This window comes from Flavobacterium flavipigmentatum (assembly GCF_020911905.1).
GTDB classification, from domain to species: Bacteria; Bacteroidota; Bacteroidia; order Flavobacteriales; family Flavobacteriaceae; genus Flavobacterium; species Flavobacterium flavipigmentatum.
Window position 1 is genome coordinate 3,848,280 of record NZ_CP087133.1, and the last position, 25,938, is coordinate 3,874,217.

The window sequence follows — 25,938 nt, forward strand, 5'->3', positions numbered from 1 at the left end:
TGCGTTTATTTTTAAAAATTAATGTTTCTCATGTTTATAATCGTCAATCGCCTTCTCATAAAGAGCCTCATATTTTGGTAGAATATTTTTGATATCAAACTTCTTCGCGACCTCTAAAGCGTTTGCCTTAAACTGATTTAAAACAACATCATCTTTCAATATTTTCATTGCGTTTTCGGCCATTTCTTCTACATTTCCCACGTTGCTCAAATAACCGGAGAAACCTTCAAAATTTACTTCTGGCAAACCTCCTGAGTTACTCGAAATTACCGGAACACCACAAGCCATTGCCTCTAAAGCAGCCAAACCAAAACTTTCTGTTTCTGACGGAAGCAAAAACAAATCGGTCAAAAGCAAAATTTTATCAATCTCATTACTGTTTCCAAAAAAAATAACTTTATCATAAATCCCCAATTCCTGACAAAGGATTTCTGCCTTTTCTTTTTCCGGTCCATCGCCTACCATCATCAATTTTGCAGGCATTTGTTTCTGGATATTATAGAAAATTTTAATAATATCAGGAATACGTTTAACCTTTCTAAAATTACTAATGTGTGTAATAATGCGCTCATTTGGAGCCGCCATCACATTGCGATGACAAGGCGCAAGCGGATCTTTTTTGACTTTATCCAACTCAATAAAATTTGGGATGACCTTAATTTTGTTCTTAATTTTGAATAATTTGAGCGTATCATCTTTTAAACTCTGTGATACCGAGGTCACATAATCAGATTTATTGATGCTAAACGTTACCGCCGGCTTATAAAACGGATGATTTCCCACCAAAGTAATGTCTGTGCCGTGCAACGTCGTAATCATCGGCAAATTAATGCCCTCGTTTTTCAGCATTTGCTTTGCCATATAACCGGCATAAGCGTGCGGAATAGCATAATGTACGTGCAAAACTTCTATTTTATATAATTTTACCATATCTACCAATTTGCTGGACAAAGCCAATTCATATGGTTGATAATGAAACAAAGGATATTCGGGAACATTCACCTCGTGATAATGTACATTCGGATTTAAAAGCGCCAACCGAACGGGCTGACTGTAGGTAATAAAATGTATTTCGTGTCCTCGTCTTGCTAATTCAAGGCCTAATTCTGTGGCTACAACCCCACTACCACCAAAAGTCGGATAACAAACTATTGCTATTTTCATGTATTAAATTTAGTACTACGAAAGTACTTAAAAATAGCGTTTAATCGAAGTTTTAAAATGTTAGAATTTTCAGAAAATTACAGTTTTAATTCGCTGCTTAAGACAAAGCCAACAAACTTTACATTTTCTTTTTTAGGAGCAGAAACCATTTAGTTCCAAAAGAACGTCTGGTCCTGCTATCCGTTACAATCTTTTGTACCGAACCCCGGCACAAAAGGATTTTCACTTCTATCAGGGCTAGACTTGAAAGTTTTGGTTTTCATAAGACTTAATGTTTGAAAATTTGGTATGCATTTTCAATCAGGAGGATGCAAACCATCAAACATTCTACCTGTGTAATAATCCAATAATAAATATCCAATCATAATGATAATAAAAAGTATTACGACTATTTTTATCGTTCTTAACTTCATTTTTTTATGTTTTTTACAGGTATTTTTATTTAATAAAAAAGGCACAAAATCTAAATTTTATGCCTTTCAAATAGGTTGTAATTTCTTCTAGAAAAAGCGACTATGCCAGCTATCAGCAGCAGGAACTTCCCAAGATTCTTGGTATTCCTCGATATTGTTTACCAAGTTATTAAAAACAATCGTGTTCTCAGAAACCGATTTGTCTTTGACCATTTTTTTAAAATCGATCAAGGGTTTATGAGCAATATGTTCTCCTAACTTAAAAGTAACATTCATTTTATCCAGCAAATCAACATTGTATTTTTTCTCTAAACCCTGAATAAATTCTACCGAACTATCAATAGAGCAACCAGTAGCTGCTTGCACCTCTTGGTTTACAGCCAAAATAATAAAGCGATTGTATTTCAATTCATACGAAGCTTCAAGGCTAGTGCCGTGAGCAGCCCAACCCTCAATAAACGTTTTAAGGTCAGCTTCTATTTCAGAAAATTCTTCCTCAGAAAATTTTCTGTTTGATTGATAAATCCAAATTCTGGACTCACCAGGTAAATTTTCAAAAGGGATATACATTTTAATTTTAGATTTTAGATTGGTGATTTTAGATTTTCGAAAGTTTCACGTTTGATGTTTCAACCTTTGTTCCTTCTGAACCTTTGTTCCTTTGAACCTCAGATCAAAGATCTTGTGCGTTAGCGATCAACTCAGCTACATCCATCACTTTTACTTGTCCTTCTTTTTCCTGGTGTTTGATACCATCTGTTAACATGGTATTGCAAAATGGGCAACCCGCTGCAATAATATCCGGTTGTACTTCCAGAGCGTCTTCGGTACGTAACACGTTTACTTCTTTGTTTCCCGGCTCCGCATCTTTAAACATTTGCGCTCCACCTGCTCCACAGCACAATCCGTTGGCTTTAGAACGTTTCATTTCGACCAATTCTACATCCAATTTTTCAATTAAATCTCTTGGCGCTTCATATACTTTATTGGCTCTTCCTAAATAACAAGGATCGTGAAAAGTAATTTTTTTCCCTTTAAACTGTCCTCCTTCAATGGTTAAACGGCCATCATCCAACAACGATTTTAAAAACTCGGTATGATGAATAACTTCGTATTGACCTCCTAATTCAGGATATTCGTTCTTCAAAGTATTAAAACAATGCGGACAAGCTGTCACTATTTTTTTTGCTTCATACGCATTCAGTACCTCGATATTCATCATAGCTTGCATCTGAAACAAAAACTCATTTCCAGCTCTTTTTGCAGGGTCTCCGGTACAACTTTCTTCTGTACCCAGCACTGCAAAAGAAACATTGGTACGGTTTAATATTCGCACAAATGCTTTTGTAATTTTTTTTGCTCTATCATCAAAACTCCCAGCGCAACCTACCCAAAACAATACTTCTGGTTGTTTACCCTGAGCCAGCATTTCAGCCATTGTTGGCACTACTAAATTTTCTGACATCTCTATTTGTTTAATCGTTGATTTCTATTAACTGTTTAATCGGCATCTTGCGAATCCTGAATACGATTAAACGAATTAACGATTAACCGATTAAACTTTTATTTTTTAATTCTCGTTCTTCCAGTTTAATCTGTCTTGCTGGTTGTATTGCCAAGGAGCTCCATTGTTCTCGATATTGGTCATCATCGCATTTAGCGACATTGGCGCAGCACTTTGCTCCATTACCAAATAACGGCGCATGTCCATAATAATAGACAATGGGCTAATATTGACCGGACATTCTTCTACACATGCGTTACATGATGTACACGCCCACAATTCTTCGGGTGTGATATAGTCGTTTAAAAGCGTTTTGTTATCTGGCACAAAAACACCTTTATTGGCATCGATATTTTTTCCTACTTCTTCTAAACGGTCTCTGGTATCCATCATAATTTTACGAGGAGACAGTTTTTTACCTGTTTGATTAGCAGGACACGATGATGTACAACGCCCACATTCTGTACAGGTGTAAGCGTTTAATAACTGCACCCAGTTAAGATCCTGAACATCGCTAGCTCCAAATTTGCTCGGAGCAGCATTTTCGTCAACGGGAGCTGCTGCAAAAGGATCGGCATTAGGATCCATCATCAGTTTTACTTCTTTGGTAACAGATGCTAAGTTATCAAATTGCCCTTGTGATTTTAAATTGGCAAAATAAGTATTTGGAAAAGCCAATAAAATATGCAAGTGTTTAGAAAAGTACAAATAATTCATAAAAACCAAAATACCTGCAATATGCAACCACCAGAAAACTTCAGACAATAACATCACCAATTCATTCGACATTCCATTGAAAATAGGCGCTATAAATTGGCTTACAGGAAAACTTCCTGCTTTATGAAAATGTGAGAATCCTCCAGGAACATTTTGCAAATGCAAATCAGAAGCATTCATCAGTAAAAACAAAGTCATCAAAACTACCTCAAAATATAAAATGTAATTGGCATCGTTTTTAGGGAAACCTTTCAAATCTGAACTAATAAAACGCTTCAATCGTATACCATTTCTTCTTATCCAGAAAGCGGCAACAGCAACTAAAACCAACAGTGCTAAAATTTCAAAAGAGCCGATTAAAACATCATAAACGGTTCCTAAAAAAGCAAAAATTCTGTGAGTCCCAAACAAACCATCAATAATGATTTCTAACAACTCAATATTGATGATAATAAACCCTACGTAAACGATAATGTGCAAAACTCCTGCAACAGGACGTTTTACCATTTTTGATTGTCCCAGAGCAATCATCGCCATGTTTTTCCAACGTTCCTTTGGATTATCTTTTCGGTCAACATCAACACCGAGGTTAATATTTCTAATGATTTTTTTAACATTCAATGCAAAAAAACCAAATCCAACGATAAGAAGTATTGCAAATAAAATATTATCTAAATAACTCATATTTATTAATTTTTAGGCGTTATTTTTTCATCTTCTTTTGGTGCTACATACGGTTTGTTTTTCTTTCCAAAAAGAGAAACATTTACATAACGTGTTGGAAAAAGACGAACATCCTGCAATAATAATTCTAATTCTTTTGAAGTTTTAGCCAAGTTATTATAAAGAGCTTCATCGTTTAATAATTTTCCTGCTGTACCTTTTCCTGAGTTTAAATTACTCATTATTCCGTCTACTTTTGCCAAAGTTTGGTTTAGGTTTCTGACCGTTTTTCCGAGATCGGCTTTGTTTAAGGAATCTGAAATTTTGTTGAAGTTGCTTGACATTTTATTAAAATTTGTCACCACTCCGTTGATCTGACCTTTATTGGTATCTAAAATACTGTTGATGCTACCAGAAGCTCTGTGAAACTGCTCCATTGTTTGGCTTAGTTCAGCCAAAGTTTTCTTGATATCTTCCTGACCTTTTTTGTCCAAAACATTATTCAGTCCTGATACAAGAGCATCAATATTAACAAGCATTTTTTCTAACTTTTGTTGAATTGGCTCTAATTTACCACCCAAAGAATCTGTTAAACCCAATTTTACATTTGAGATTAACATTTGTCCTTCTTCGACTAATTCTTTGTCCGCCATATTTGGAATAATAGCAATTTGCTTTCCACCAATCAAGCCTGGAGAATAAAGTGAGGCCTGACTTGTTTTAGAAATAGGAAAATCAGTTTTTAACTGCATTTCGACTAATAATTTTCCAGTTGTCTCGTTAATGGTGATTTTAGTAACTTTACCAATTACAAGACCGTTTAAAGTTACGGGAGCCGAACCAGATAAATCTTCCACATTATCATACTCAACATATAATGTTTTATAATTTGTAAAAAGGTCTTTGCCTTTTAAAAAACTATAGCCCCAAATAAATAATAAAATTGATGCTATGACTAAAATAGCCGTTTTAATTTCTCTTGTTAGTTTCAAAATTCTAAGTGTTTGTACAAAATTAATATAAATATTCGAACTTATATGTTTTATTTGATAGCGTCTTGAATACTGATTTTCTCACCATCTTTATATGCTATTAAAAAGGAGGCTCCATAACCTTTACTTTTAGCTTCTTGCAAATATTTTTGAGCCATTTGATAATCTGATGTTTCCTGATAAAAATATTTATAAATATTATTCTCGAATACCATCGTTACATTTTTAAGACCTTTAAAATTTTTAGGTTCCAAAGGTGTTTTTTTTATGCTTGCGATAAGTTGTACTTTAAAGAAAGTTCCTTTTGGAGCATTTTTTATTACTGGCGTCTCTACCGCTTTTGGCTTTACAGGAATTGAAGTATCTTTTTTAGGTCTGGCTTCCATCATTTCGGGAGCGCCAGTTCCAAAATATTCTCTTTTATAACTTAAAATAGCTTCTGCAATGGCTTTTGCAATATCATTTTGTCCCTCTTCAGAATTTAAAATATCACCTTCAGTCGGATTGGATATAAATCCAGTTTCTATTAAAACTCTTGGCATATATGCTTTGTGCAAAACCATAAAACCAGCTTGCTTTACCCCTCCCTGACGGAGTACTTTTCCTAATTTTTCAAAATTCTCTTCTACTTTACTGGCCAAAGAAATACTATTATCCAAATATTCTTCTTGCAAAAGGTTCATCCCAATCATAGATTCAGGCGATTTAGGATCATATCCATCATATTTTTGTTTGTAATCCTTTTCTAGAGTAATTACCGAGTTTTCGTTTTTAGCTACTTCAAGATTCGAAGCACTTTTACTCAAACCCATCACATAAGTCTCAGTACCGAATGCGTTGGTATTTTTATTTGCATTACAGTGGATGGAGACAAAAATATTTGAATTGGATCTGTTGGCAATATTGGCTCGTTCGACCAAATCAACAAAAACATCTGTTTTTCGAGTATAAATAACATCTACATTTGGATTTAATTCTAAAATTTTACCCACTTTAAGAACAATTGCCAGCGCAATATTTTTTTCAATTCTTCCGCTGTAAACAGCTCCAAAATCATGATCACCGTGGCCCGCATCTAAGGTTACCTTAAAAACATTTGCCTGACTGAATGCACAAATTGAAGTTATTGTTAGAAAAAAACTAAATATAAGCCTAGTTCTGTTAAATATGTTCATAAATCTAAAAGTTAATTTTAATAAAATGCAAGTGCTATAATTTTTACAATTGATTATTTTTGACAAAAAATTATATGTAAGTTTGACATGTCAAAAAACAGGCCATAATTTTACAAAAATAGCATTTAAACCTTTGCATACAAACTTATTTAATACCGTTTTGTTATCATTTTTCCTAACATTAGGATGCGGTAATTTATATTCGCAAGATATAAAGTCAAAAAAAAACGCCTTACCAACTGCAAAACAAGCAGATAAACCTAAAACTACCGTAACCGAAAGCCCGGTGGATACTGTAAAGGTAGACAGTATTAAACCTAAAAAGACTTTTCTGGATGGAAAAGTTAAGTACAGAGCTAAAGATTATGCTAAGATTGACCAGAAAAAGAAACTCATTACACTTTACAACGAAGCAGAATTATACTATAAAGATGTCGAACTAAAATCGGGAATCATCGTTCTTGATTATGAAAAGGACGAAGTTTATGCCGGAAGAATTAAAGATTCAGCCGGAGTTTTGATACAATACCCCAACTTTAAGCAAGGTGCAAGCGAAGTTCAGCCCGATTCTATTCGTTTTAATTTCAAAACAAAAAAAGCATTAATTTACAATTCCAGAACAGAACAAGGCGAATTTAGAATAAAAGCGGAAGTTACCAAGAAAGAAAATGACTCTGTTTATTTTTTAAAAAGAGCCCGTTTTACAACAGCAAAAGATATTGACGATCCTGAATATTATTTTCTTACACGAAAAGTAAAATTTGTTCCAGGTAAAAAAATAGTGACAGGATTGACCAACATGGTAATTGCTGATGTTCCTACACCAATTGCTTTGCCTTTTGCTTTTTTTCCGATGAGCGAAGAAAAAAGTATCTCCGGAATTATAATACCTAGTTATAACGACTCGAATACCCGAGGATTTTCGTTGCAGAACGGCGGTTATTATTTCGCTTTAAGCGATAATTACGACCTGACCGTTTTAGGAGATTATTACACCAACGGAAGTTATGCAATGCGTTTTGAGTCTGCTTACGCGAAAATATACAAGTATAGAGGAAATGTAAATATTCGTTTTGAAAATTTGATTAACAGCGAAAGAGGCTATCCCGATTACTCCAAACAAAATATTTACAACATTCAGTGGTCACACTCCAAAGACAGTAAATCGAACCCAAATTCGACCTTTTCTGCATCAGTAAACTTAGGTAGTAGTAAATACTTTAAACAATCGATCAATCAGGCAAATGTTGGTTCGAATCTTAATAATACTTTGAGTTCGTCTATCTCATACAACAGAACGTTTAATACGCTTCCACAGGCTCGTATAGCAGTAACTGCAACGCATACGCAAAATACGCAAACAGAGGTGATCAACATGACCCTTCCGTCGTTACAAGCCAGTATTGACCGTGTTTATCCTTTTGTGGGTAAAGATGGTGTTAAAAAAGGCTTTATCAAAAACATCAACTTACAATATAATTTAAGTGGTAAAAACAGCTACGTAACAACTGACTCGTTGTTTTTTAAACCTCAAATGTTCAGAGATGCCGAAATTGGTATGCAACACAGTATTCCGCTTAGCACCAACTTTAAGGTATTTAAATATTTTAGCGCAAGTGCCTCAGCCAACTATCAGGAAACATGGGTTAATAAGACAATTGAAAAAAGCTACAATATTGACCAAAGCAAAGTAATAGACCGAACTGTCAACGGTTTTGATGCTTTTAGGACTTATAATTTTAGCTCGAGTTTAGGAACTACTATTTATGGTACGTTTAAGTTTGGTGAGAACAAAAGAATTCAGGCTATACGCCATGTAATGCGTCCGTCTATCTCCTACGCTTACACGCCTAGTTTTGAAAAATATTACGACACGTATGCCCTTGATGCAACAGGAACAACGATTAAAGATTATACCCGATTTGAAGGAGGAATATACGGATCTCCGGGCCTATCCAACTCAAATATAGTAGGTTTTGATTTAAGCAATACCTTTGAAGCCAAAGTGAGAGACAGCGACAGTACCAAAACAGAGCCTAAAAAAATGATGTTGTTAAACAACTTAAATTTTAGTACAAGTTATAATTTTAATGCCGACGGAGAAACTACTTTTGCCTGGGAACCCGTTCGCGTAAGCGGAGGAACTCAATTGTTTGAAAACAAAATGAATGTCAACTTTGCTGCTACTTTAAATCCGTATGCCATTGATAATTCTGGTCAGCAAATCAATGTTTTTAATATCGATAATGGAGGAAGCCTTTTTAGAATGACGAGCGCCAATGTAACGCTGAATTACTCTTTCTCGAACAAAGGAACTGGAAAAGATGATAAAAATCAACAAAGCCAGAGAAATGGTGGTCGTAATGATGACTTATTCGGAACCAATACTGACTTGAATGATACTCGGAATAGTCAGTTTTCAGAAGACGATAACGAAGACGATGTGATAACAAAATTCTTTAATGCCAAATTACCTTGGGATATGACAATGGCTTATTCTTTGACATATTCTAATGTGAATCGCGAAAACAAAATAAGCGGAAACTCTATTATGATATCGGCCAACATGGATATCACACCAAAATGGAAAGGTGGTGTTTCTACAGGTTATGACTTTGTACAAAAAGGGGTTACTTTTACACAACTTCGTTTCGAAAGAGACTTATTGAGCTGGAGAATGGCTTTTAATTGGACTCCTCTGGGAGAATTTTCAAACTGGAATTTCTTTATCGGTATCAAATCAGGAATCCTGAGCGACATCAAATGGAACAAGCGAAGCACCATAAACCGATAAATATTCTTTTTTCGTTAGTAAAAAACACACTTTTTAACCATTTAGAAAATTAAGAAAAACACCCTATCTTACTTTGGTAATGGTTAACTTTATGATACAATTAAAAATTTATTAAACATGAAAAAAATAATCTTTACTGATAAAGCGCCTGCTCCTATCGGTCCTTATAGCCAAGCTGTATTATCAGGAAACACACTTTATGCTTCCGGACAAATTGCCCTAAATCCAGCAACTGGCGATTTGATTACCGAAAATATCAATGACGAAACGCAACAAGTAATGCAAAACATTGCAGCCATTTTGGAAGCCGCAAATATGACTTTTGAAAACGTAGTGAAAGCCACGATTTTTATCATGGATATGAATAATTTTGCTGCTATCAATACGGTTTATGGTTCTTTCTTTAATGAAAAAACCGCTCCAGCTCGTGAAACGGTTCAGGTGGCTTGTTTGCCAAAAAATGTAAATGTTGAGATTTCTATAATCGCAGTGCAATAGCATCTAATAATAACTGTGCCGTTGCCTCGTTTGTGGCCAGCGGCACATTATGCACATCACAAACACGAATTAGCATATTGATATCCGCCTCGTGAGGATGACTCGAAAGAGGATCTTTAAAAAAGAAAACCATATTGGTAATTCCTTCTGCCACTCTACCCGCAATTTGTGCATCTCCCCCCAAAGGTCCGGACAACATTCTTTGTGTTTTAAACCCCGCAGCTTCAGCTTTTCCTCCTGTAGTACCAGTTCCGATAAGTTGTATGCTTTCGTGATGTAAAACTTCAGAATTACGAAGTAAAAAATCAATTAAATCTGCTTTTTTACCATCATGTGCAATTATAGCAATTTCCATAAATTATATTACTGATTGGCAACGTGATAAGCGATCAATCCATCTATAGGACGTCTTAAAACATTACCTAACTTAAGTTCGTATTTATCAAATGTTTCTTGTAGCTCATCTTTTAAATAAAAAGCAATTGAACCCACAAAATGCACAGGAACTTCTTTGCAGTTATCAAACTGTTTAATGTAATTTTTAACGAAAGATTTCATTCCTTTGAAGATAATTTTTCTGCAAAATTCTGAATCTTTATGCTGAATTAAAAACTTAGCGAAAGTCGCTAAATAAGCATTTGGATTAGCTTCTTTGTACAATTTGTTTTTAATAAAATCAGCATCTAAGTTATAATCTTTTTCAAACAGAGTCGCTAATTCTTTAGGCATTTTATTAAAATAATACTTTCTGATTAATTCTTTTCCGAAAACATTTCCGCTGCAATCATCCATGACAATGTATCCTAATGATTGTACTTTTTGGTGCAATATTTTTCCATCAAAATAACTGCAGTTAGAACCTGTACCCAAAATACTCACAATGGCTTCTTCTCCTTTTGGAGTAGTAGCATAAACGGCTGCATACGTATCTTCCTGAACTTCTACTATTGCATTAACAAAGTATTCCTGAAAAATTTGCGTCAGGGATATTTTCATCCTATCTGTTCCGCAACCTGCTCCGTAAAAGAACAAATGTGTTGCATTTTTTTTGTTTTGCAAAATATCAAAACGATCATTTAGTCTCGAAATAATTTCGGGACCATCAAGAATTTCAGGGTTTAAACCTAGGGTTTGTGTTGTAAATAATACTTTTCCGTTATCATCAATTGCTATCCAATCGGCTTTAGTAGACCCACTATCAACTATTAATTTCATTTTCTTTAGTTTTTGGATTAGTTCAATCCTAAATTACCTTAAAAATTTATTTTTTTAACTAATTTACGATCAAATAAAATAAGAAAATCCCGTTAACTTAAGATAACGGGATTTTGCAAAGTTATATACTATTATTTTAATCCTGCGATATGTACAGATAAATCGATTAATTTACTAGAATAACCGTACTCATTATCGTACCAAGACACTAATTTAAAGAAAGTAGAATTCAAACCAATTCCTGCAGTAGCATCAATAATTGAAGTTCTTTTATCAGAAATAAAATCTTGAGAAACGACTGCATCTTCAGTGTATCCTAAAATACCTTTCATTGTAGTTTCAGAAGCTGTTTTTAAAACTGCCATAATTTCTTCATAAGAAGTTTCTTTAGCCACTTTTACAGTCAAATCTACTACAGAAACGTCAGCAGTAGGAACACGGAAAGACATTCCGGTTAATTTCCCATTCAAAGCAGGAATTACTTTTCCAACCGCTTTTGCAGCTCCAGTTGAAGAAGGGATGATGTTAATGCTAGCAGCACGTCCACCTCTCCAGTCTTTTCTTGAAGGACCATCTGCAGTCATTTGAGTTGAAGTTGTTGCGTGAACTGTAGTCATCAAACCTTCAACAATTTCGAAATTATCGTGAATTACTTTAGCCAAAGGAGCCAAACAGTTTGTCGTACATGAAGCATTAGAAACAACAAGATCAGTAGCTTTTGCAGTTTCGTGGTTTACTCCCATTACAAACATTGGAGCATCTGCAGAAGGTGCTGAGATAATTACTTTTTTAGCACCACCTTTGATATGCTCATTTGCAGTTTCGATAGTGGTAAAAATACCAGTACATTCTGCTACTACATCAACATCTACTTCATTCCATTTCAAATCAGCTGGATTTCTTTCTGCCGTGATACGAATATTTCTTCCGTTTACGTATAATTTCCCTTCTTTTACTTCTACAGTTCCGTTGAAACGACCATGAACTGAATCATATTTTAATAAATAAGCCAAGTGATCTACATCTAATAAATCATTGATAGCTACTACTTCTACATTATCTCTGTTGAAAGTCTCTCTAAAAACGATTCTTCCAATACGTCCAAATCCGTTTATTCCTAATTTTACTTTTGACATTTTACTTAATTTTTGCTTTTGTTTTTAATTTCGCTAATTTAAAGTCTAATTTCCTCACAATAAACTTCATTCCTTTTATGTTGACATTATATCAGATACTCTTAATAATTCTCTATCAATCTCAGATTTCCCTTTGATTGCTTGCTCTAGAGGTGTCAAAGCCACTTTGTCTGACTGCAAACCAACCATATAATTTGATTTACCCTCTATCAGCGACTCGACTGCTTTTACGCCCAATCGGCTTGCTAATACACGATCAAAACAAGATGGAGAACCTCCACGCTGCATGTGACCTAAAACAGAGACTCTCACATCATATTCTGGTAAATTGGCCTCTACGTAATCTTTTAATTCGAAAACATTTTTACCAATTTTATCTCCTTCAGCAATAACAACTATACTGGATGATTTTCCTGAAGCTTTACTTTTTTGAAGTGAATCTAAAAGTCTATCCAAACCTAAATCTTCTTCAGGTATTAGAATTTCTTCGGCACCAGCACCAATACCAGCATTTAGTGCAATATGACCTGCATCACGACCCATAACCTCTACAAAAAACAGACGATTATGAGAACTTGCTGTATCTCTAATTTTATCAATACAATCTACAACCGTGTTCAGAGCGGTATCATATCCTAGGGTATGACTTGTTCCAAAAATATCGTTATCTATTGTACCTGGAATTCCCATTACTGGAAAACCATATTCAGCATTAAAAATCAAACCTCCAGTAAAACTACCGTCTCCACCAATCACTACCAGTGCGTCAACACCTGCTTTCAAAAGGTTTTCATGTGCCTTTTTTCTACCTTCTGGGGTTCTAAACTCCGTAGAACGGGCAGATTTTAAGATCGTTCCTCCTTTGTTTACAATATTATTTACGCTTCGAGGGCCCATTTCTTTAAAATCACCTTCGATCATTCCTTGATACCCTCTATAAATTCCTATGCATTCTATGTTATGATAAGCACATGTGCGAACAACTGATCGTATGGCGGCATTCATTCCCGGTGAGTCTCCTCCTGAAGTAAGAACACCTACTTTTTTTATTGTTTTTGGCATTATTTAAGTATTAAAGTGTAAAATTAACAAACATTCACCACTTTTTGATGGATGTTTATTATAAATTAATAAAATATGTTAAATTCAAACGTTTTCGTTAATAAGTTTTTCTGTGTGTAAAAATTCATTTAAAATAAAAAAAGCCCCTTATTTTAATTAAATCCTTAAAATTAACAATACATTAATGAAGTGTTATAAAAATAGGTAATTTTTGCATCATGTGTTTTATGTCCATTTAATAAAGTATTAAACAAAAAAAAGCCATTCGAAAAAAATGGCTATAAGTTATGGAATAATTAAAAATCGTCATCTGGAATCAACCCTTGATTCAAATCTTCACGTTTTTGCTCTTCTTTCTTTTTATCGTCTTTTTTGTCGGTGTCCTTTTTAGCAGCGTTTTCTTTTTCTTTCTTAGCGTTATTAAAATTAATGAAATCAGGATTTAAATACGAATCTTGATAATCGTCAGAAGTTTTTGAGGCGCGCTCTAATTTGTGATTTTTGAATATTTTATTGACCAATTCGGTAAAAGTATCAAAATCTACCTCATACGTAATACCGACGCCCTGCGTGTAGCCAATACCCTGACCGATATAACTGACATCATTTTCTTTGTTAAACAATCGTAAATTAGCCGTACCGTCTGGATTAATGCGATACAGCACTTCAATATCACCCACAATCGCAGATTCATTGATTCCTCCTACAGGCACACCTACTTTACCATTGATAGAAATTTTCTCGTTTATTTGTGATGAAACTGTCGCCACAAACTGACCATCAGCTTCCTGGCCAATACGCCTGTCGGCAGATATAAAATTAAGACCGACATTAAATTTATCATTATCAGATTTAATGATACCTCCTAACAATCCCATGGCCGTTTCTGCAAATGTTCCTGATAAATCATTCTGATTAAATCCATCGGTACTCATAAACGAGCCCGTAGACAATAGATACAATGCTTGTGTTTGACGCACATCTTTATCATCTAATTTATATTGAATCTCTGATTTAAAAACACTGCTTACCGAAGGAAAAAGTATGTCAAAATTAGGTTCCGGACTGGCCAAATCGCCTCTTAAACCAATGACAACCTCAACAGGTACTTTTTTATTAAAAGAAGAATTTTCTAATAATACAGCAGGATTTGCCAATGTTTTGTATACCGCTTCAAGATTCAGTTGTGCTCGCATTGGGTTTCCTTCCCAAGTAATTGAACCCCCTTTTTTTACCGAAAACTTTTTATCTACTAATCCTTTATACTTAAAATTATACGTTCCTTCATAGGCCTGGAAATCCCCCCACATATTAAATTTACCCAGAGTATTGATCTTAAACAATAACGAACCATACCCTTTTCCTTTCATACCGTGTCCCGAACTTCTATCCAAAATAACCTCAACTTCGGCATCTGGTGTGATATCAAAATCAAATTCCAGTTCTAAACCATTATAATTTCTTGTGTTTTCTAAAATACCGTTAGCCAAATTATATTTTTCTTTGGGAGTGACGAAGTGAATAAAACTGCTTTCACCCACACTTTCGGCATTATTTATCGGAATTTTTATCTGTGTTCCTTTTTCAGATTTCGCAGCTACTTTGATAAATAATCCGTCGACAGGACCTGTTATAGAAGCGGTTCCGTTAATAAAAGCGGTTCCAAAATAAGCGGCATCTTCACTGTCTTTGGTATCAAGTACCAGTAGTCTTTTGGTCGAAATATTCAAATCAAGTTTCCAATCTGCAAAATTATTATGTTCAATACTTCCGTTTAATAATCCTTTAGTATCGTATTTCGAATCGGTCAACTGATTGTTTCGAAACAAGAATTTTTCGCCTGTTAAATCTACAACAGTTCGATCGCTCAATGCATAATCTGTATTGAGGTAAGGAATTGTCATTCCGGCTTTTTCTAAATAAAGTCTTCCGTTGATTTCAGGTTTTTTGACGTTACCAACAATAGCAGCGTTTCCGGAAACGCTTCCTCGTATATTAGACAAAACATCACCACCGACTTTTCCTAAAGTGGCCAAATTAAATCCTTCGAGTTTTAAATTTAAATCTAAAATCGTCTCTTTATTTTCTATAGAAAAATTACCATCTGCTTTAAATGATTGTGTAAAACCATTTTCTATAGTCGAATAAATCGTAAACTTTTTAAAACTTTGGTCTCCCGAAATATCAAAATCCAACGTTCCTAACTCGGTATCATTCAGATTTAAATGATCTACTACTATCGAAGCAGTTGGCTGATAAACATCTTTATTTTGCTTAAAGTTTATATTTCCATTTAAATTTCCCTTGAATACAAATTTATTATTCAATGGCGTAATTTTATAAATGTCAACATCTTCAAAATTCAAAGCAATATCTTTATAATCTTTTCCTTTTATGACACCATTCAAATCAATTTTCTGATTTTCATGCGACAAAACAATATTATCAATAGTAAAATTCTTGAAATCCTGATCAAAAACTATCTGATTATCTTTTTTTGAATCTTCATTCAAAAACCACAAATAATCTTTAAATTTCATTTCAGATTTGTGAATTCCTACGATATTATTTTTGTTTTTATCAATAGTGTGGTACAAATTCAGATTGTAATAATCCTCGCCCCGATCACCTCCTTTAAACTCAGATCGAACAAACAATGTATCTTTTGATGTTACATTAATCAAACTAAAATCTCTAACCTTATAGTATTTGGTTTTAATGCTATCCAATTCGACAAAAGCATTATAAAGCGGATTTTTGTTATCAATTGCAATCCTTATATTATTAAATTCATTTTCGGCCGCGGTGACTTTCTGAGAATTAAATCTGAATTTAAATTCTTTTTTATCCGAGTCAATTCTTCCGCGAAAAGCGGTACTGGAATCAATTTTAATCTCTGGATACAACATCTCAACGACTTTATTGTACACATGAAAATTAAAATTTAAAAACTGTCCTTTACCTACTTTATAAGGTTTGTAATTAGTATAAAGACTTCCCACAGAATTCATTACCAATCTACCTAACTGATTAAATTGAAATTTACCTACAATTTTTCCGTCGACGATATCCGTAGAATTGACCGTTATGGTTCTTAATTTATTGGTATCAAAACTAGAATTTACTGTAACCTCATCAAACTCATAAGTCGCCTTTGGGTTTTGGTACACCGCATCTTTCAAATATATATTTCCCTGAAGATTCTCGATCGAATTTCCAGTAGCTTCAACCACCATATCTCCCCTAAAATAGGAGATCGAATCATTTACAAATTTTAATTTTCGTAAATCCGCATTCTCTACATTCAGGTGAAAATCGTATTTACTTTCTCGCTTACTTAAATCGACTAATCCGTCAAAAGTAAGACTCAAATTGGGGTCGTTTACAGACAGTTGCCCTTTATAATAAGGCAGTTTAAAAGTACCATCTACTACGATATTATTATAGGTATATTTATTATAATCAAATTTAGAAATATCTCCTTTTATTACCGTATTGAGATATTTTTCTGAAAAACCAACGCCATCAATGTCTAAATTTAAAGTTGTTTTACCAAGATCTTTTCTGTCTAATAAAGTTCCAATATCAAAATTTTCCAAAACGATGTTGCCCGAATAAGACGCTTTATCAATAAAATCGATATTATTCATATTCAAATTGGCTTTTCCATTTCCGAGATCGGTCACCATGTAAAAATCGGCTTCGAGATCGGTGGTAGAAACTTTTGCTTTTCCAACAATATTAAATTTTCCTATTCTTTTGAGTTCTTTTGGAAGTTTTTTACCCAAAACATTAGGCAAGATAGCTACTAAATTATCATAACTCGAAATCAATTTATCAAACTTTCCATCCATAGAAAACTTTTGATTTTTGTTTCCTAAAAGATTTCTGAAATTGATGTTTCCGTTTATTTTTGAACCATTGGTATCACTAAGTCTCAACCTATTTAAAGTAAGGTTATTTAAAGTGCCTTTGATTTTTGTTCTAATTTTAAAATGCTGACTTTTTCCTAATCCGTCATAAAAATATCGAATGTCATTAGAAGCAATAGAAGCCGAGTCGAAAACCGCTTTAAACTGTACTTTATCGGTAAAATTAAGAAAATCTTCTACTTTATAATTCATTTCCAGTTTCCCGTAAATAGAAGATCTTTTTGTAGTGATAGCAAGCTCTTCAAGCTTTATTTGCTTCTTGGTATAACTAAATTTAGACTTTAAATTAGAAACATACAAACCTCTACTATCCAGAAACGAAAACCTGTGGATATACGTGTTAACGTCTGGTCCATAAATTTTAAAATCGCTAATATACGCGTTAAGATTTTTTAAGTCGAGCATGTTTTTGTTGACTTTATTCTCGTCAACTACAGAAAAAGCGCCTCTGGAGATGTAAGCGTTTTTGGCCGTCATCAAAAAATGCTTATTGGTTTTTTCGGAAGCTTTGCCAGTTTCAAACAAACGAATAAACTTATTGATATTGTTCTCGTTTTCGCCTTTATAGGTTTTTAGATTAAAAATCAAACCTGTTAATCTGATATCACCAAAAATCAAATCTCCATCGGTCAATCTTTTAAAACTTAAAATATCGGTAGAAATAATATCCGAATAAATTAAAGTTTTTTTATGATGATCTTTGATAAGAACATTCTTCAATTTTACGCCGCCAAAAATATTAATAGCAACTTTATCTACCGTAATATCGGTCTTAAAATCTTCATTTAATGTTCTGGTAGCATAATGCGCAATATAAGTTTGCACAACTGGCAAAGACAAAATAATAGCGATAGCTAACAAAAGTAAAATTAACCCAATTAGGGTTCGAGATACTATTTTTTTGACTTTTTTGATACCTATTAAATTTAGTTTTATTTTAAAATTATTTTGAACAGACAAAGAACGGCTGTTTTGATAAAAATTCTTTAATTTTGACTGCTAATTTTAACTAAAGAAAATCTTAATATTTGATTCGTCAAATATAATTCAAAATTCGTGCCTTTATATGCAAAATCCAGAGGTTTTTATTCTTGCCATCGAAAGTTCCTGCGATGATACTGCTGCAGCAGTTTTACATAACGATAAAGTACTCTCAAATGTTGTGGCCAATCAGCTAATTCACAATCAGTATGGGGGTGTTGTTCCTGAATTAGCGTCTCGAGCGCATCAGCAAAACATTGTTCCTGTAATCGATGCTGCACTTCGTAAAGCAAATGTACAAAAAGAACAGTTATCTGCCATTGCTTTTACCCAAGGTCCGGGACTAATGGGTTCTTTATTGGTAGGAAGTTCATTCAGTAAATCACTGTCGTTGGCTTTGCAAATTCCGTTAATTGCTGTAAATCACATGCATGCCCACATTTTAGCACATTTTATTGATGAAGAGGGATATGATAAACCTGAGTTTCCGTTTTTGGCTTTGACAATCAGCGGAGGCCATACTCAAATCGTAAAAGTCAATAGTTTTTTTGATATGGAAATCATCGGCGAAACGACTGATGATGCGGTTGGAGAAGCGTTTGACAAGAGTGCCAAAATTCTTGGACTTCCCTATCCTGGCGGCCCCTTAATTGATAAATATGCCCAATTAGGCAATCCAAAAGCATTTATTTTTACCAAACCAAAAGTTCCCAGGTTAGATTTTAGTTTTTCAGGTTTAAAAACGGCCATCTTATATTTTATTCAGAAGAAAAAACAAGAGAATCCCAATTTTATCGAAGAAAACCTGAATGATATTTGTGCTTCGATTCAACATACTATTATCGAAATTTTGATGGACAAATTAAAATTAGCCGTACAACAAACCGGAATCAAACAAATTGCGATTGGCGGAGGCGTGTCGGCCAATTCTGGCATCAGAACCCGATTAAAAGAAAACCCTTATGGCTGGAAAACGTACATTCCGAAATTTGAATACACGACCGATAACGCTGCTATGATTGGCATTGTGGGCTATCAAAAATATTTATCTAATACCTTCGAAACTGCTTCGGTAGTCTCAAAAGCGAGAATTCAATTTTAAATTATGCAATTATTTTACAATCCTGCCATAGACGAAACAACCGAAACTTTTTTTTTCGATAAAGAAGAAAGTCGTCATATTATTAAGGTATTACGAAAAAAAGATTCAGACATTTTACACGTTACAAATGGTGTTGGGCTTTTGTTTGAAACTGAAATCACGCTGGCTTCTGACAACAAATGTGCTGTTAAGGTCACAAATATTAAAAAAGCAGCTGATCCAAAATTCTGGTTGCATTTGGCTGTGGCTCCAACCAAAATGAACGATCGTTTTGAATGGTTTCTGGAAAAAGCTACCGAAATTGGAATTCAGGAAATCACGCCAATTATCTGCGATCGTTCTGAAAGAAAAGTGATTAACAAAGAGCGTTTTGAGAAAATCATTCTTTCGGCGATGAAGCAATCAAACGAAACTTTTTTGCCAAAACTGAATGATGCCGTCTCGTTTAAAGAATTCATAAAACAAAAAAACAAAGGCTTACAACTGATTGCACATTGTGAAGAAACCGACAAAAAATCACTAAAAGAAGTACTGAAAAAAGAGGAGAACGTTACGATTCTTATTGGCCCCGAAGGCGATTTCTCTGATAAAGAAATTACCTTGGCACTCGAAAATAATTTTCAGCCTGTAATGCTTGGAAACACACGTCTAAGAACCGAAACAGCTGCTATTGTAGCTTGCCATAGTGTTGTCTTTTTTAATGAAACGATTCAGTAATTGATATTTTAGAACTATGAAAAAGCTTTTCTTATTAGTAGTATTGGTTTCTGTTTCGTCATTTTCGCAAGAAATCGCGTTACTGAAATACAGCGGAGGTGGCGACTGGTATGCAAATCCAACCTCATTGCCCAACTTAATTAATTTTTGTAATTCGAATATTAATACCCGAATAAAAGCAAAACCATCAACAGTTGAACCCAGTAATCCCGACTTACTTTCGTACCCGTTTGTACACATGACAGGTCACGGAAATGTTGTTTTTAGTGATGCTGATGTAAACAATCTTCGAAATTACCTTACCGGTGGAGGATTTCTTCATATTGATGATAATTACGGAATGGATCAATACATTCGAAAAGAAATAAAAAAAATATTCCCGAATAACGATTTGGTCGAAATTCCAGCCAACCATCCTATTTTTCAAAAACCTTTTCCTTTCCCCAACGGATTACCCAAAATTCATGAACACGATGCCAAAAGACCTCAGGCATTTGGTGTATTTGTAGAAAACAAATTGGTTTTGCTTTATACTTACGAATGTGATTTGGGAGATGGATGGGAAGATGCAGAAGTCAACAACGACCCAATTGAAGTTCGTCAGAAAGCGCTAAAAATGGGTGCCAATATTCTTAACTATATTTTTACCAACTAATACAAAAACAGTGCAGCTGACTCACGGAGAGAATCAATTTGAAAGAAAAACGTTTCCGATAACGCTTGTTTGCGATCATATCTATTTTCAGCAAAATATTGGTTCATTGTTTAGAATAAGTGAAGCTTTTGGCGTTGAAAATATTATTTTTTTAGGCAAAGATATTCCGCTAACTCCCCGCAAAATCAACAAAACTTCCAGAAGTACCCATCTTCATGTACCCTACTCTGTCATAGAAGAAACCAATGAATTAGTACACTATTTACAAGAAAATAATTTTGAAATTATTGCTTTAGAAATTGCCAGTACCAGTAAAACGCTCAAAGAAATTAACATTCCACAAGGTAAGAAAATAGCTTTAATTGTAGGAAGTGAAATTAATGGCGTATCGGAAGAAATTTTAAAGATATCCCATCAAATCATTCATATTACGATGTTTGGAAACAATAGTAGTATGAATGTATCACAAGCCACAGGCATAGCATTGTACGAAATGACTTCACAATTTTAACTCATTAAATTTTTGTAAGAACTATATTTTACAAGGGATTGTAAAATTCTCACAAATTATTATAAGCAAAAATTTTGTTACGTAAAACTTTTGTCATAGAATTGCTTCATTAATTAACCAAATCACAATTTTATAACAAAAAACCAAGTTATTATGAAAAAAGTTTTTTTATCTGCATTCGCAGCGTTAGTATTCTTTTCTTGTCAAAATGATCAAAGTGAAAATTTAGATCAAGATACAAACACTATTGCACAACGTGGCTGTGCTTCACAAGACGTTTTGGATGCCCAATTAAGAGCCAATCCTGCTTTGGCTATTAAAATGAACGAAATTGAGGCCTTTACTCAAAATCAAGTTTTAACAAACCGTTTAGTAAATGGTAAAGTTGAGATTCCTGTAATTGTAAATGTATTGTACAGAACTACTGCACAAAACATTTCTGATGCACAAATTCAGTCACAAATCGATGTTTTAAACAAAGATTTTAATGCTGCAAACTCTGATTATAATAGTGTACCAGCATTATTTTCAGGTGTAAAAGCAAATGTTGGAATTACTTTTGTTTTAGAAAAAATCAATCGTAAATCGACTACTAAAACTTCATGGGGAACAAATGATGCCATGAAAAAAACGGCACAAGGAGGTATTGCACCAACTTCTCCAACTACAAAATTGAACATGTGGTCATGCGCCATTGGTGGAGGAATTTTAGGATATGCACAATTTCCTGGAGGATCATCTGCTACAGATGGAGTTGTAATAGACTCTAAATATTTTGGTTTATCTGGTAGTGCAAATGCACCTTTCAATCTAGGAAGAACAGGTACTCACGAAGTAGGACACTGGATGAATTTACGTCATATTTGGGGAGATGCAAATTGTGGAAGCGATTTAGTATCTGATACACCTACGCACAATACTGCAAATTACGGAGTTCCAGCATATCCTCATTATAGCACTTGCACAGGTACACCTGTAGAAATGACTATGAACTACATGGATTATACGGATGATAACGGAATGTATATGTTCTCTAATGGACAAAAAAGCAGAATGGCTGCTATCTTTCTTTCTGGAGGACCGAGAGCTGCTTTTGGAATCTAATTTTCAAAATCAAAAAAAAATAAAAGCGAGATATAAAAGTCTCGCTTTTTTTATGCCTTATAAATTATAAAAGCTTTTTCTTATATTTATACACTAAAATAAAATCATGATCACACCAAAAATTATTTCGAACGGCATTTTAAGAGCTTTAGCCACTATTTTGATAATTGTTGCTATTTTATATTTTTTGTATGAAATACAAACTGTAATTGTATATTTAGTGATATCCTTAATACTTTGTTTGATAGCAAATCCGCTCATTCTGTTTCTAAAAAACAAATTAAAATTTAGTAATTCGTGGGCAGCTACTACTACGCTGATAATTTTTATATTGACCATGATTGGTTTTTTTCTGCTTTTTGTTCCTTTAATAATTTCGCAAGCCAATAACTTATCCTTGCTCGATACAGATAGTTTGCAAAAACAGTTGATGGCGACAGGAAGAGCTATAGAAACTTATTTTAACATACAACACTTAGATTTGAATGAAGTTCTAAGAGAATCCAAAATTACATCAAAATTAGATTTTAGCTATTTTACTGGTTTTATCAACTCTATCATGGGTTTTATGGCCAATATGGGAATGGGCTTAGTATCTATATTTTTTATTACTTTCTTTTTTATTAAAGACCAAGAGGTTTTTAAGGCAGGTGCCAAAAAAATTCTTCCTGATAACAATGAAGATAAAATTCTAAATTCTATCCTTAAAATCAATCATCTGTTAACACGCTATTTTATTGGTCTACTATTACAATTAACCGTTGTTTTTATTTTGTATTTAATTGTTTTAATCATTTTTGGTAATAAAAATGCTTTTGTGATTGCCTTTTTATGTGCCATCCTAAACATTATTCCTTACATAGGCCCCATCATCGGAACCATCTTAGCTGGAATTTTAACGATGATTAGCCTTATCGGAAGTGATTTTCAATCAGAAATTTTGCCTCACACCATTTATGTTGTCATCGGATTCCTGATTGTTCAGGCGATCGATAACAATATCAGTCAACCCATAATTTCATCAAAAAGTGTAAATTCGCATCCGCTGGAAATTTTTCTTATCACTATAATAAGTGGAATAACCTTTGGAATTGTTGGAATGATCATTGCTGTTCCCGTCTATACAATGCTAAAAGTAATTTTGAAAGAATTTTTTCCGGACAACAAAATTGTATCTGTACTAACCGAAAGAATTTGACCTTGAACACTCCTATTTTAAGCAACGATATTCAAGAATTTATAACTAATAATATTGGCGCCTCAATTGCTCAATTAGCACTTCAGAAAAATCCTTTTCCAGAGGTAGACTGGATTGTGATTTTAAATCAAATTGAAGCCAAAACCAAAGCAAAAGAGAAACTACCAACTTGGTTTACAACTCAAAATGTTATCTATCCGAGTAAAATTTCGGTAGAGCAAACCTCATCTGAAAAAACGGCAGCGTACAAGGCTTCTTTAGTTTCTGGCGAAACCCTCATTGACCTAACAGGCGGTTTTGGAGTAGATGATTATTACTTTGCCAAACGATTTGATTCAATTACACATTGCGAAATAAATTCCAAACTTTCGGCAATTGTACAGCATAACTTTAAGCAATTACAAGTTGAAAATTGTTTTTGTTATGCAGGTGATTCTATCAATTTAATAAAAGAATCAGACACAAAATGGGACTGGATTTATATTGACCCCTCAAGACGAAATGATGCCAAAGGAAAAGTTTTTTTACTGAAAGATTGTTTGCCAAACGTTCCCGAATTATTGCCGCTTTATTTTGAAAAATCAAATGCTATTCTAATAAAAACAGCTCCTTTACTGGATCTTTCAGCAGGTCTATCAGAATTAAAATTTGTAAAAAATATTCATATTATTGCTTTAGATAATGAAGTAAAAGAATTGCTTTTTGAAATTCATAATCAGTATTTGGGCAAAATAAGCATCAAAACAGCTAATATTTTAAAAGAAAAAACAGAGACTTTCAATTTTATTCTGGACGATGAAAAAGAGTTTTCCAATTATGAACTGCCTCAAAAATACCTGTACGAACCCAATGCGGCGATAATGAAATCTGGCGGTTTTGAAGAAGTAAGTACTATTTTTAGAATACATAAACTTCATAAACACTCTCATTTATATACTTCTGAGACGTTAATTGATTTTCCCGGACGAAGTTTTGAGATCGAAAAAACCATTTCATACCATAAAAACGAAATGAAAATTATGTTGCAAAACAAACAAGCCAATATTACAACACGTAACTTTCCGGAGACTGTAGAAAACATTCGAAAAAAGTGGAAAATAAAAAATGGCGGAAATTGTTATTGTTTTTTTACAACTGATAAAAATGATAACAAAATAGTTTTAATTTGCAGAAAAATAAATTAAACATGAAATACCTAATTACATTAACTTTTTTGCTGTTAAGTTGCACTTCTTTTTCACAAAAACCTTGCGAATATACCACCAACGTAAACGACTCTATTGGCACCTACAAAATAACACCGGAAACCTTAGTGAGCGAGAAAAACTTTGCTGGAACCTCTAACTATATCTTTTTTGCTTTGGCGCAAACAGATGGTTTACCTACATTGAACGTACAATTGATACAAAAAAGCAAAGATTTTATAAAAGCCAATTGTTTTGACAAAAACTCCAAAATATTTTTGCAGTTGCAGAACGGAAAAATTGTAACCTTACTTTCTGTTAATCAGGAAAATTGTGGGACGCTTATTCGTGATAAAGGTTTTAATAACAGGATCAACTCGGGAATGTTTATGTTTATGAAAGATAACTTTGAGGAACTTAAAAATTCTCCCGTTACGATAATGCGCATCAAATATTTGACAGATACCGAAGATTATATCCTAAAAAGTGAATTAACCTCTGAAATGGACGGTAAAGTATTTCATCCTGAGACTTATTTTATCGACAATATTCGATGCATTCAAAACTAATTGCAGTTCCATTTTTGATTAGAAACTTTATCTTTCAAACCTGTTTTTAAATTATAATGCCACCATTCTGAATCAAATGAATTGAAACCGTTTTTAATCATTACATTTTTTAAAAATTTTCTATTTGAAATAATTTCTTTAGAAAATTTGCTATAATTGTGACTTGCTTCAATTCCAAAAAAATCAAAAGAAGTTCCCATATCTAATTCTTTTCCACTGGCATCGACCAAAGAAATATCAACGGCTCCTCCTCTATTATGGATGGAGCCTTTTTTCGGATTTGCTACATACTCTGGATTAGGCACGATGTCCCACATTTTTTTCTGTATGGACAAAGGCCTGTAGCAGTCGTAGAGTTTTATTTTATATCCTTTTTTTATAAAACTTTTATTGGCTTCGATCAAGGCTTTAACAGTCTTTAAACGCAAAAAACATTCGGCACAATCGTATACTTTTGCTTTCAAAAAATTATCTTCAGAAGCATATTTCATATCATAAATAAAATCTTTACTATAATCTTTTAAGTTTACAAATGTGGTGTCTGAAACTCCTGCACTATCTTGCGTCTGTGCATTTGAAGAGACGACACAAAAAATGTAAATTAAAAAAAATAAAGGCTTTGCAAATGATTTCATGAAAATGATGTTATATT

The 25,938-nt window shown here is 33.6% G+C and carries 22 protein-coding genes; 10 read left to right on the forward strand and 12 right to left on the reverse strand.

Annotation, left to right across the window (positions count from 1 at the left end; translation table 11 throughout):
- Positions 1-18 precede the first annotated feature (18 nt).
- The 6 genes from bshA to LNP22_RS16395 all read right to left on the reverse strand — a co-directional run bounded on the left by bshA (position 19) and on the right by LNP22_RS16395 (position 6,628).
- Positions 19-1,164: an N-acetyl-alpha-D-glucosaminyl L-malate synthase BshA gene (gene bshA / locus LNP22_RS16370; protein ID WP_210664901.1), complete on the reverse strand. Its 1,146-nt coding sequence runs from the start codon at positions 1,162-1,164 to the stop codon at positions 19-21.
- A 500-nt stretch (positions 1,165-1,664) separates the two neighbouring features.
- A complete protein-coding gene (locus tag LNP22_RS16375; RefSeq protein WP_210664902.1) occupies positions 1,665-2,147 on the reverse strand; it encodes an ABC transporter ATPase in 483 nt (160 codons plus the stop codon).
- 103 nt (positions 2,148-2,250) lie between these two features.
- Positions 2,251-3,042 carry a (Fe-S)-binding protein gene (locus LNP22_RS16380; RefSeq protein WP_210664903.1) on the reverse strand — a complete coding sequence of 264 codons (792 nt, stop codon included), beginning with the start codon at positions 3,040-3,042 and terminating at the stop codon, positions 2,251-2,253.
- A gap of 105 nt (positions 3,043-3,147) precedes the next feature.
- Positions 3,148-4,482, reverse strand: a complete 1,335-nt coding sequence (locus LNP22_RS16385) for a 4Fe-4S dicluster domain-containing protein (RefSeq protein WP_229974417.1) — start codon at positions 4,480-4,482, stop codon at positions 3,148-3,150.
- A gap of 5 nt (positions 4,483-4,487) precedes the next feature.
- Positions 4,488-5,453, reverse strand: coding sequence for an MlaD family protein (locus LNP22_RS16390; protein ID WP_210664905.1), 966 nt, complete (start codon positions 5,451-5,453; stop codon positions 4,488-4,490).
- Between the two features lie 50 nt (positions 5,454-5,503).
- Positions 5,504-6,628 (reverse strand): N-acetylmuramoyl-L-alanine amidase family protein, encoded by a 1,125-nt coding sequence (locus LNP22_RS16395; protein ID WP_210664906.1) that lies wholly within the window; start codon positions 6,626-6,628, stop codon positions 5,504-5,506.
- An 82-nt stretch (positions 6,629-6,710) separates the two neighbouring features.
- Between LNP22_RS16395 and LNP22_RS16400 the strand changes: the two genes are divergently transcribed.
- Both LNP22_RS16400 and LNP22_RS16405 read left to right on the forward strand, forming a co-directional pair.
- Complete coding sequence (locus LNP22_RS16400) at positions 6,711-9,422, forward strand: putative LPS assembly protein LptD (RefSeq protein ID WP_429670528.1); 2,712 nt, start codon at positions 6,711-6,713, stop codon at positions 9,420-9,422.
- Positions 9,423-9,539: 117 nt separating this feature from the next.
- Complete coding sequence (locus LNP22_RS16405; RefSeq protein WP_210664908.1) at positions 9,540-9,920, forward strand: RidA family protein; 381 nt, start codon at positions 9,540-9,542, stop codon at positions 9,918-9,920.
- Here LNP22_RS16405 and LNP22_RS16410 read toward each other — a convergent pair.
- The 5 genes from LNP22_RS16410 to LNP22_RS16430 form a co-directional block, all read right to left on the reverse strand.
- Positions 9,901-10,275 (reverse strand): methylglyoxal synthase, encoded by a 375-nt coding sequence (locus LNP22_RS16410; RefSeq protein WP_210664909.1) that lies wholly within the window; start codon positions 10,273-10,275, stop codon positions 9,901-9,903. The two genes, LNP22_RS16405 and LNP22_RS16410, sit on opposite strands and share 20 nt — an antisense overlap.
- 8 nt (positions 10,276-10,283) lie before the next feature.
- Complete coding sequence (locus LNP22_RS16415) at positions 10,284-11,135, reverse strand: N-acetylglucosamine kinase (RefSeq protein WP_210664910.1); 852 nt, start codon at positions 11,133-11,135, stop codon at positions 10,284-10,286.
- Positions 11,136-11,266: 131 nt separating this feature from the next.
- Positions 11,267-12,271 carry a type I glyceraldehyde-3-phosphate dehydrogenase gene (gene gap / locus LNP22_RS16420; RefSeq protein ID WP_210664911.1) on the reverse strand — a complete coding sequence of 335 codons (1,005 nt, stop codon included), beginning with the start codon at positions 12,269-12,271 and terminating at the stop codon, positions 11,267-11,269.
- A 75-nt stretch (positions 12,272-12,346) separates the two neighbouring features.
- The gene (gene pfkA, locus LNP22_RS16425; protein WP_210664912.1) at positions 12,347-13,333 is read right to left on the reverse strand and encodes a 6-phosphofructokinase; all 987 of its coding nucleotides are present in this window, start codon (positions 13,331-13,333) and stop codon (positions 12,347-12,349) included.
- 296 nt (positions 13,334-13,629) lie between these two features.
- Positions 13,630-18,105, reverse strand: coding sequence for a translocation/assembly module TamB domain-containing protein (locus LNP22_RS16430; RefSeq protein WP_229976398.1), 4,476 nt, complete (start codon positions 18,103-18,105; stop codon positions 13,630-13,632).
- Between the two features lie 226 nt (positions 18,106-18,331).
- Between LNP22_RS16430 and tsaD the strand changes: the two genes are divergently transcribed.
- From tsaD to LNP22_RS16470, 8 genes are all read left to right on the forward strand, one after another.
- A complete protein-coding gene (tsaD, locus tag LNP22_RS16435) occupies positions 18,332-19,348 on the forward strand; it encodes a tRNA (adenosine(37)-N6)-threonylcarbamoyltransferase complex transferase subunit TsaD (protein ID WP_229974419.1) in 1,017 nt (338 codons plus the stop codon).
- 3 nt (positions 19,349-19,351) lie between these two features.
- Positions 19,352-20,065 (forward strand): 16S rRNA (uracil(1498)-N(3))-methyltransferase, encoded by a 714-nt coding sequence (locus LNP22_RS16440; protein ID WP_229974420.1) that lies wholly within the window; start codon positions 19,352-19,354, stop codon positions 20,063-20,065.
- Positions 20,066-20,081: 16 nt separating this feature from the next.
- A complete protein-coding gene (locus tag LNP22_RS16445) occupies positions 20,082-20,720 on the forward strand; it encodes a DUF4159 domain-containing protein (RefSeq protein ID WP_229974421.1) in 639 nt (212 codons plus the stop codon).
- 10 nt (positions 20,721-20,730) lie between these two features.
- Positions 20,731-21,231: a TrmH family RNA methyltransferase gene (locus LNP22_RS16450; RefSeq protein WP_229974422.1), complete on the forward strand. Its 501-nt coding sequence runs from the start codon at positions 20,731-20,733 to the stop codon at positions 21,229-21,231.
- A gap of 153 nt (positions 21,232-21,384) precedes the next feature.
- Positions 21,385-22,335: a zinc metalloprotease gene (locus LNP22_RS16455; protein ID WP_229974423.1), complete on the forward strand. Its 951-nt coding sequence runs from the start codon at positions 21,385-21,387 to the stop codon at positions 22,333-22,335.
- Positions 22,336-22,441: 106 nt separating this feature from the next.
- Positions 22,442-23,533, forward strand: coding sequence for an AI-2E family transporter (locus LNP22_RS16460; protein ID WP_229974424.1), 1,092 nt, complete (start codon positions 22,442-22,444; stop codon positions 23,531-23,533).
- A gap of 2 nt (positions 23,534-23,535) precedes the next feature.
- The gene (locus LNP22_RS16465; protein WP_229974425.1) at positions 23,536-24,717 is read left to right on the forward strand and encodes a THUMP-like domain-containing protein; all 1,182 of its coding nucleotides are present in this window, start codon (positions 23,536-23,538) and stop codon (positions 24,715-24,717) included.
- A 2-nt stretch (positions 24,718-24,719) separates the two neighbouring features.
- A complete protein-coding gene (locus LNP22_RS16470; RefSeq protein WP_229974426.1) occupies positions 24,720-25,286 on the forward strand; it encodes a hypothetical protein in 567 nt (188 codons plus the stop codon).
- Here LNP22_RS16470 and LNP22_RS16475 read toward each other — a convergent pair.
- Positions 25,283-25,921, reverse strand: a complete 639-nt coding sequence (locus LNP22_RS16475; RefSeq protein WP_229974427.1) for a M15 family metallopeptidase — start codon at positions 25,919-25,921, stop codon at positions 25,283-25,285. The genes LNP22_RS16470 and LNP22_RS16475 overlap by 4 nt on opposite strands.
- Positions 25,922-25,938 lie beyond the last annotated feature (17 nt).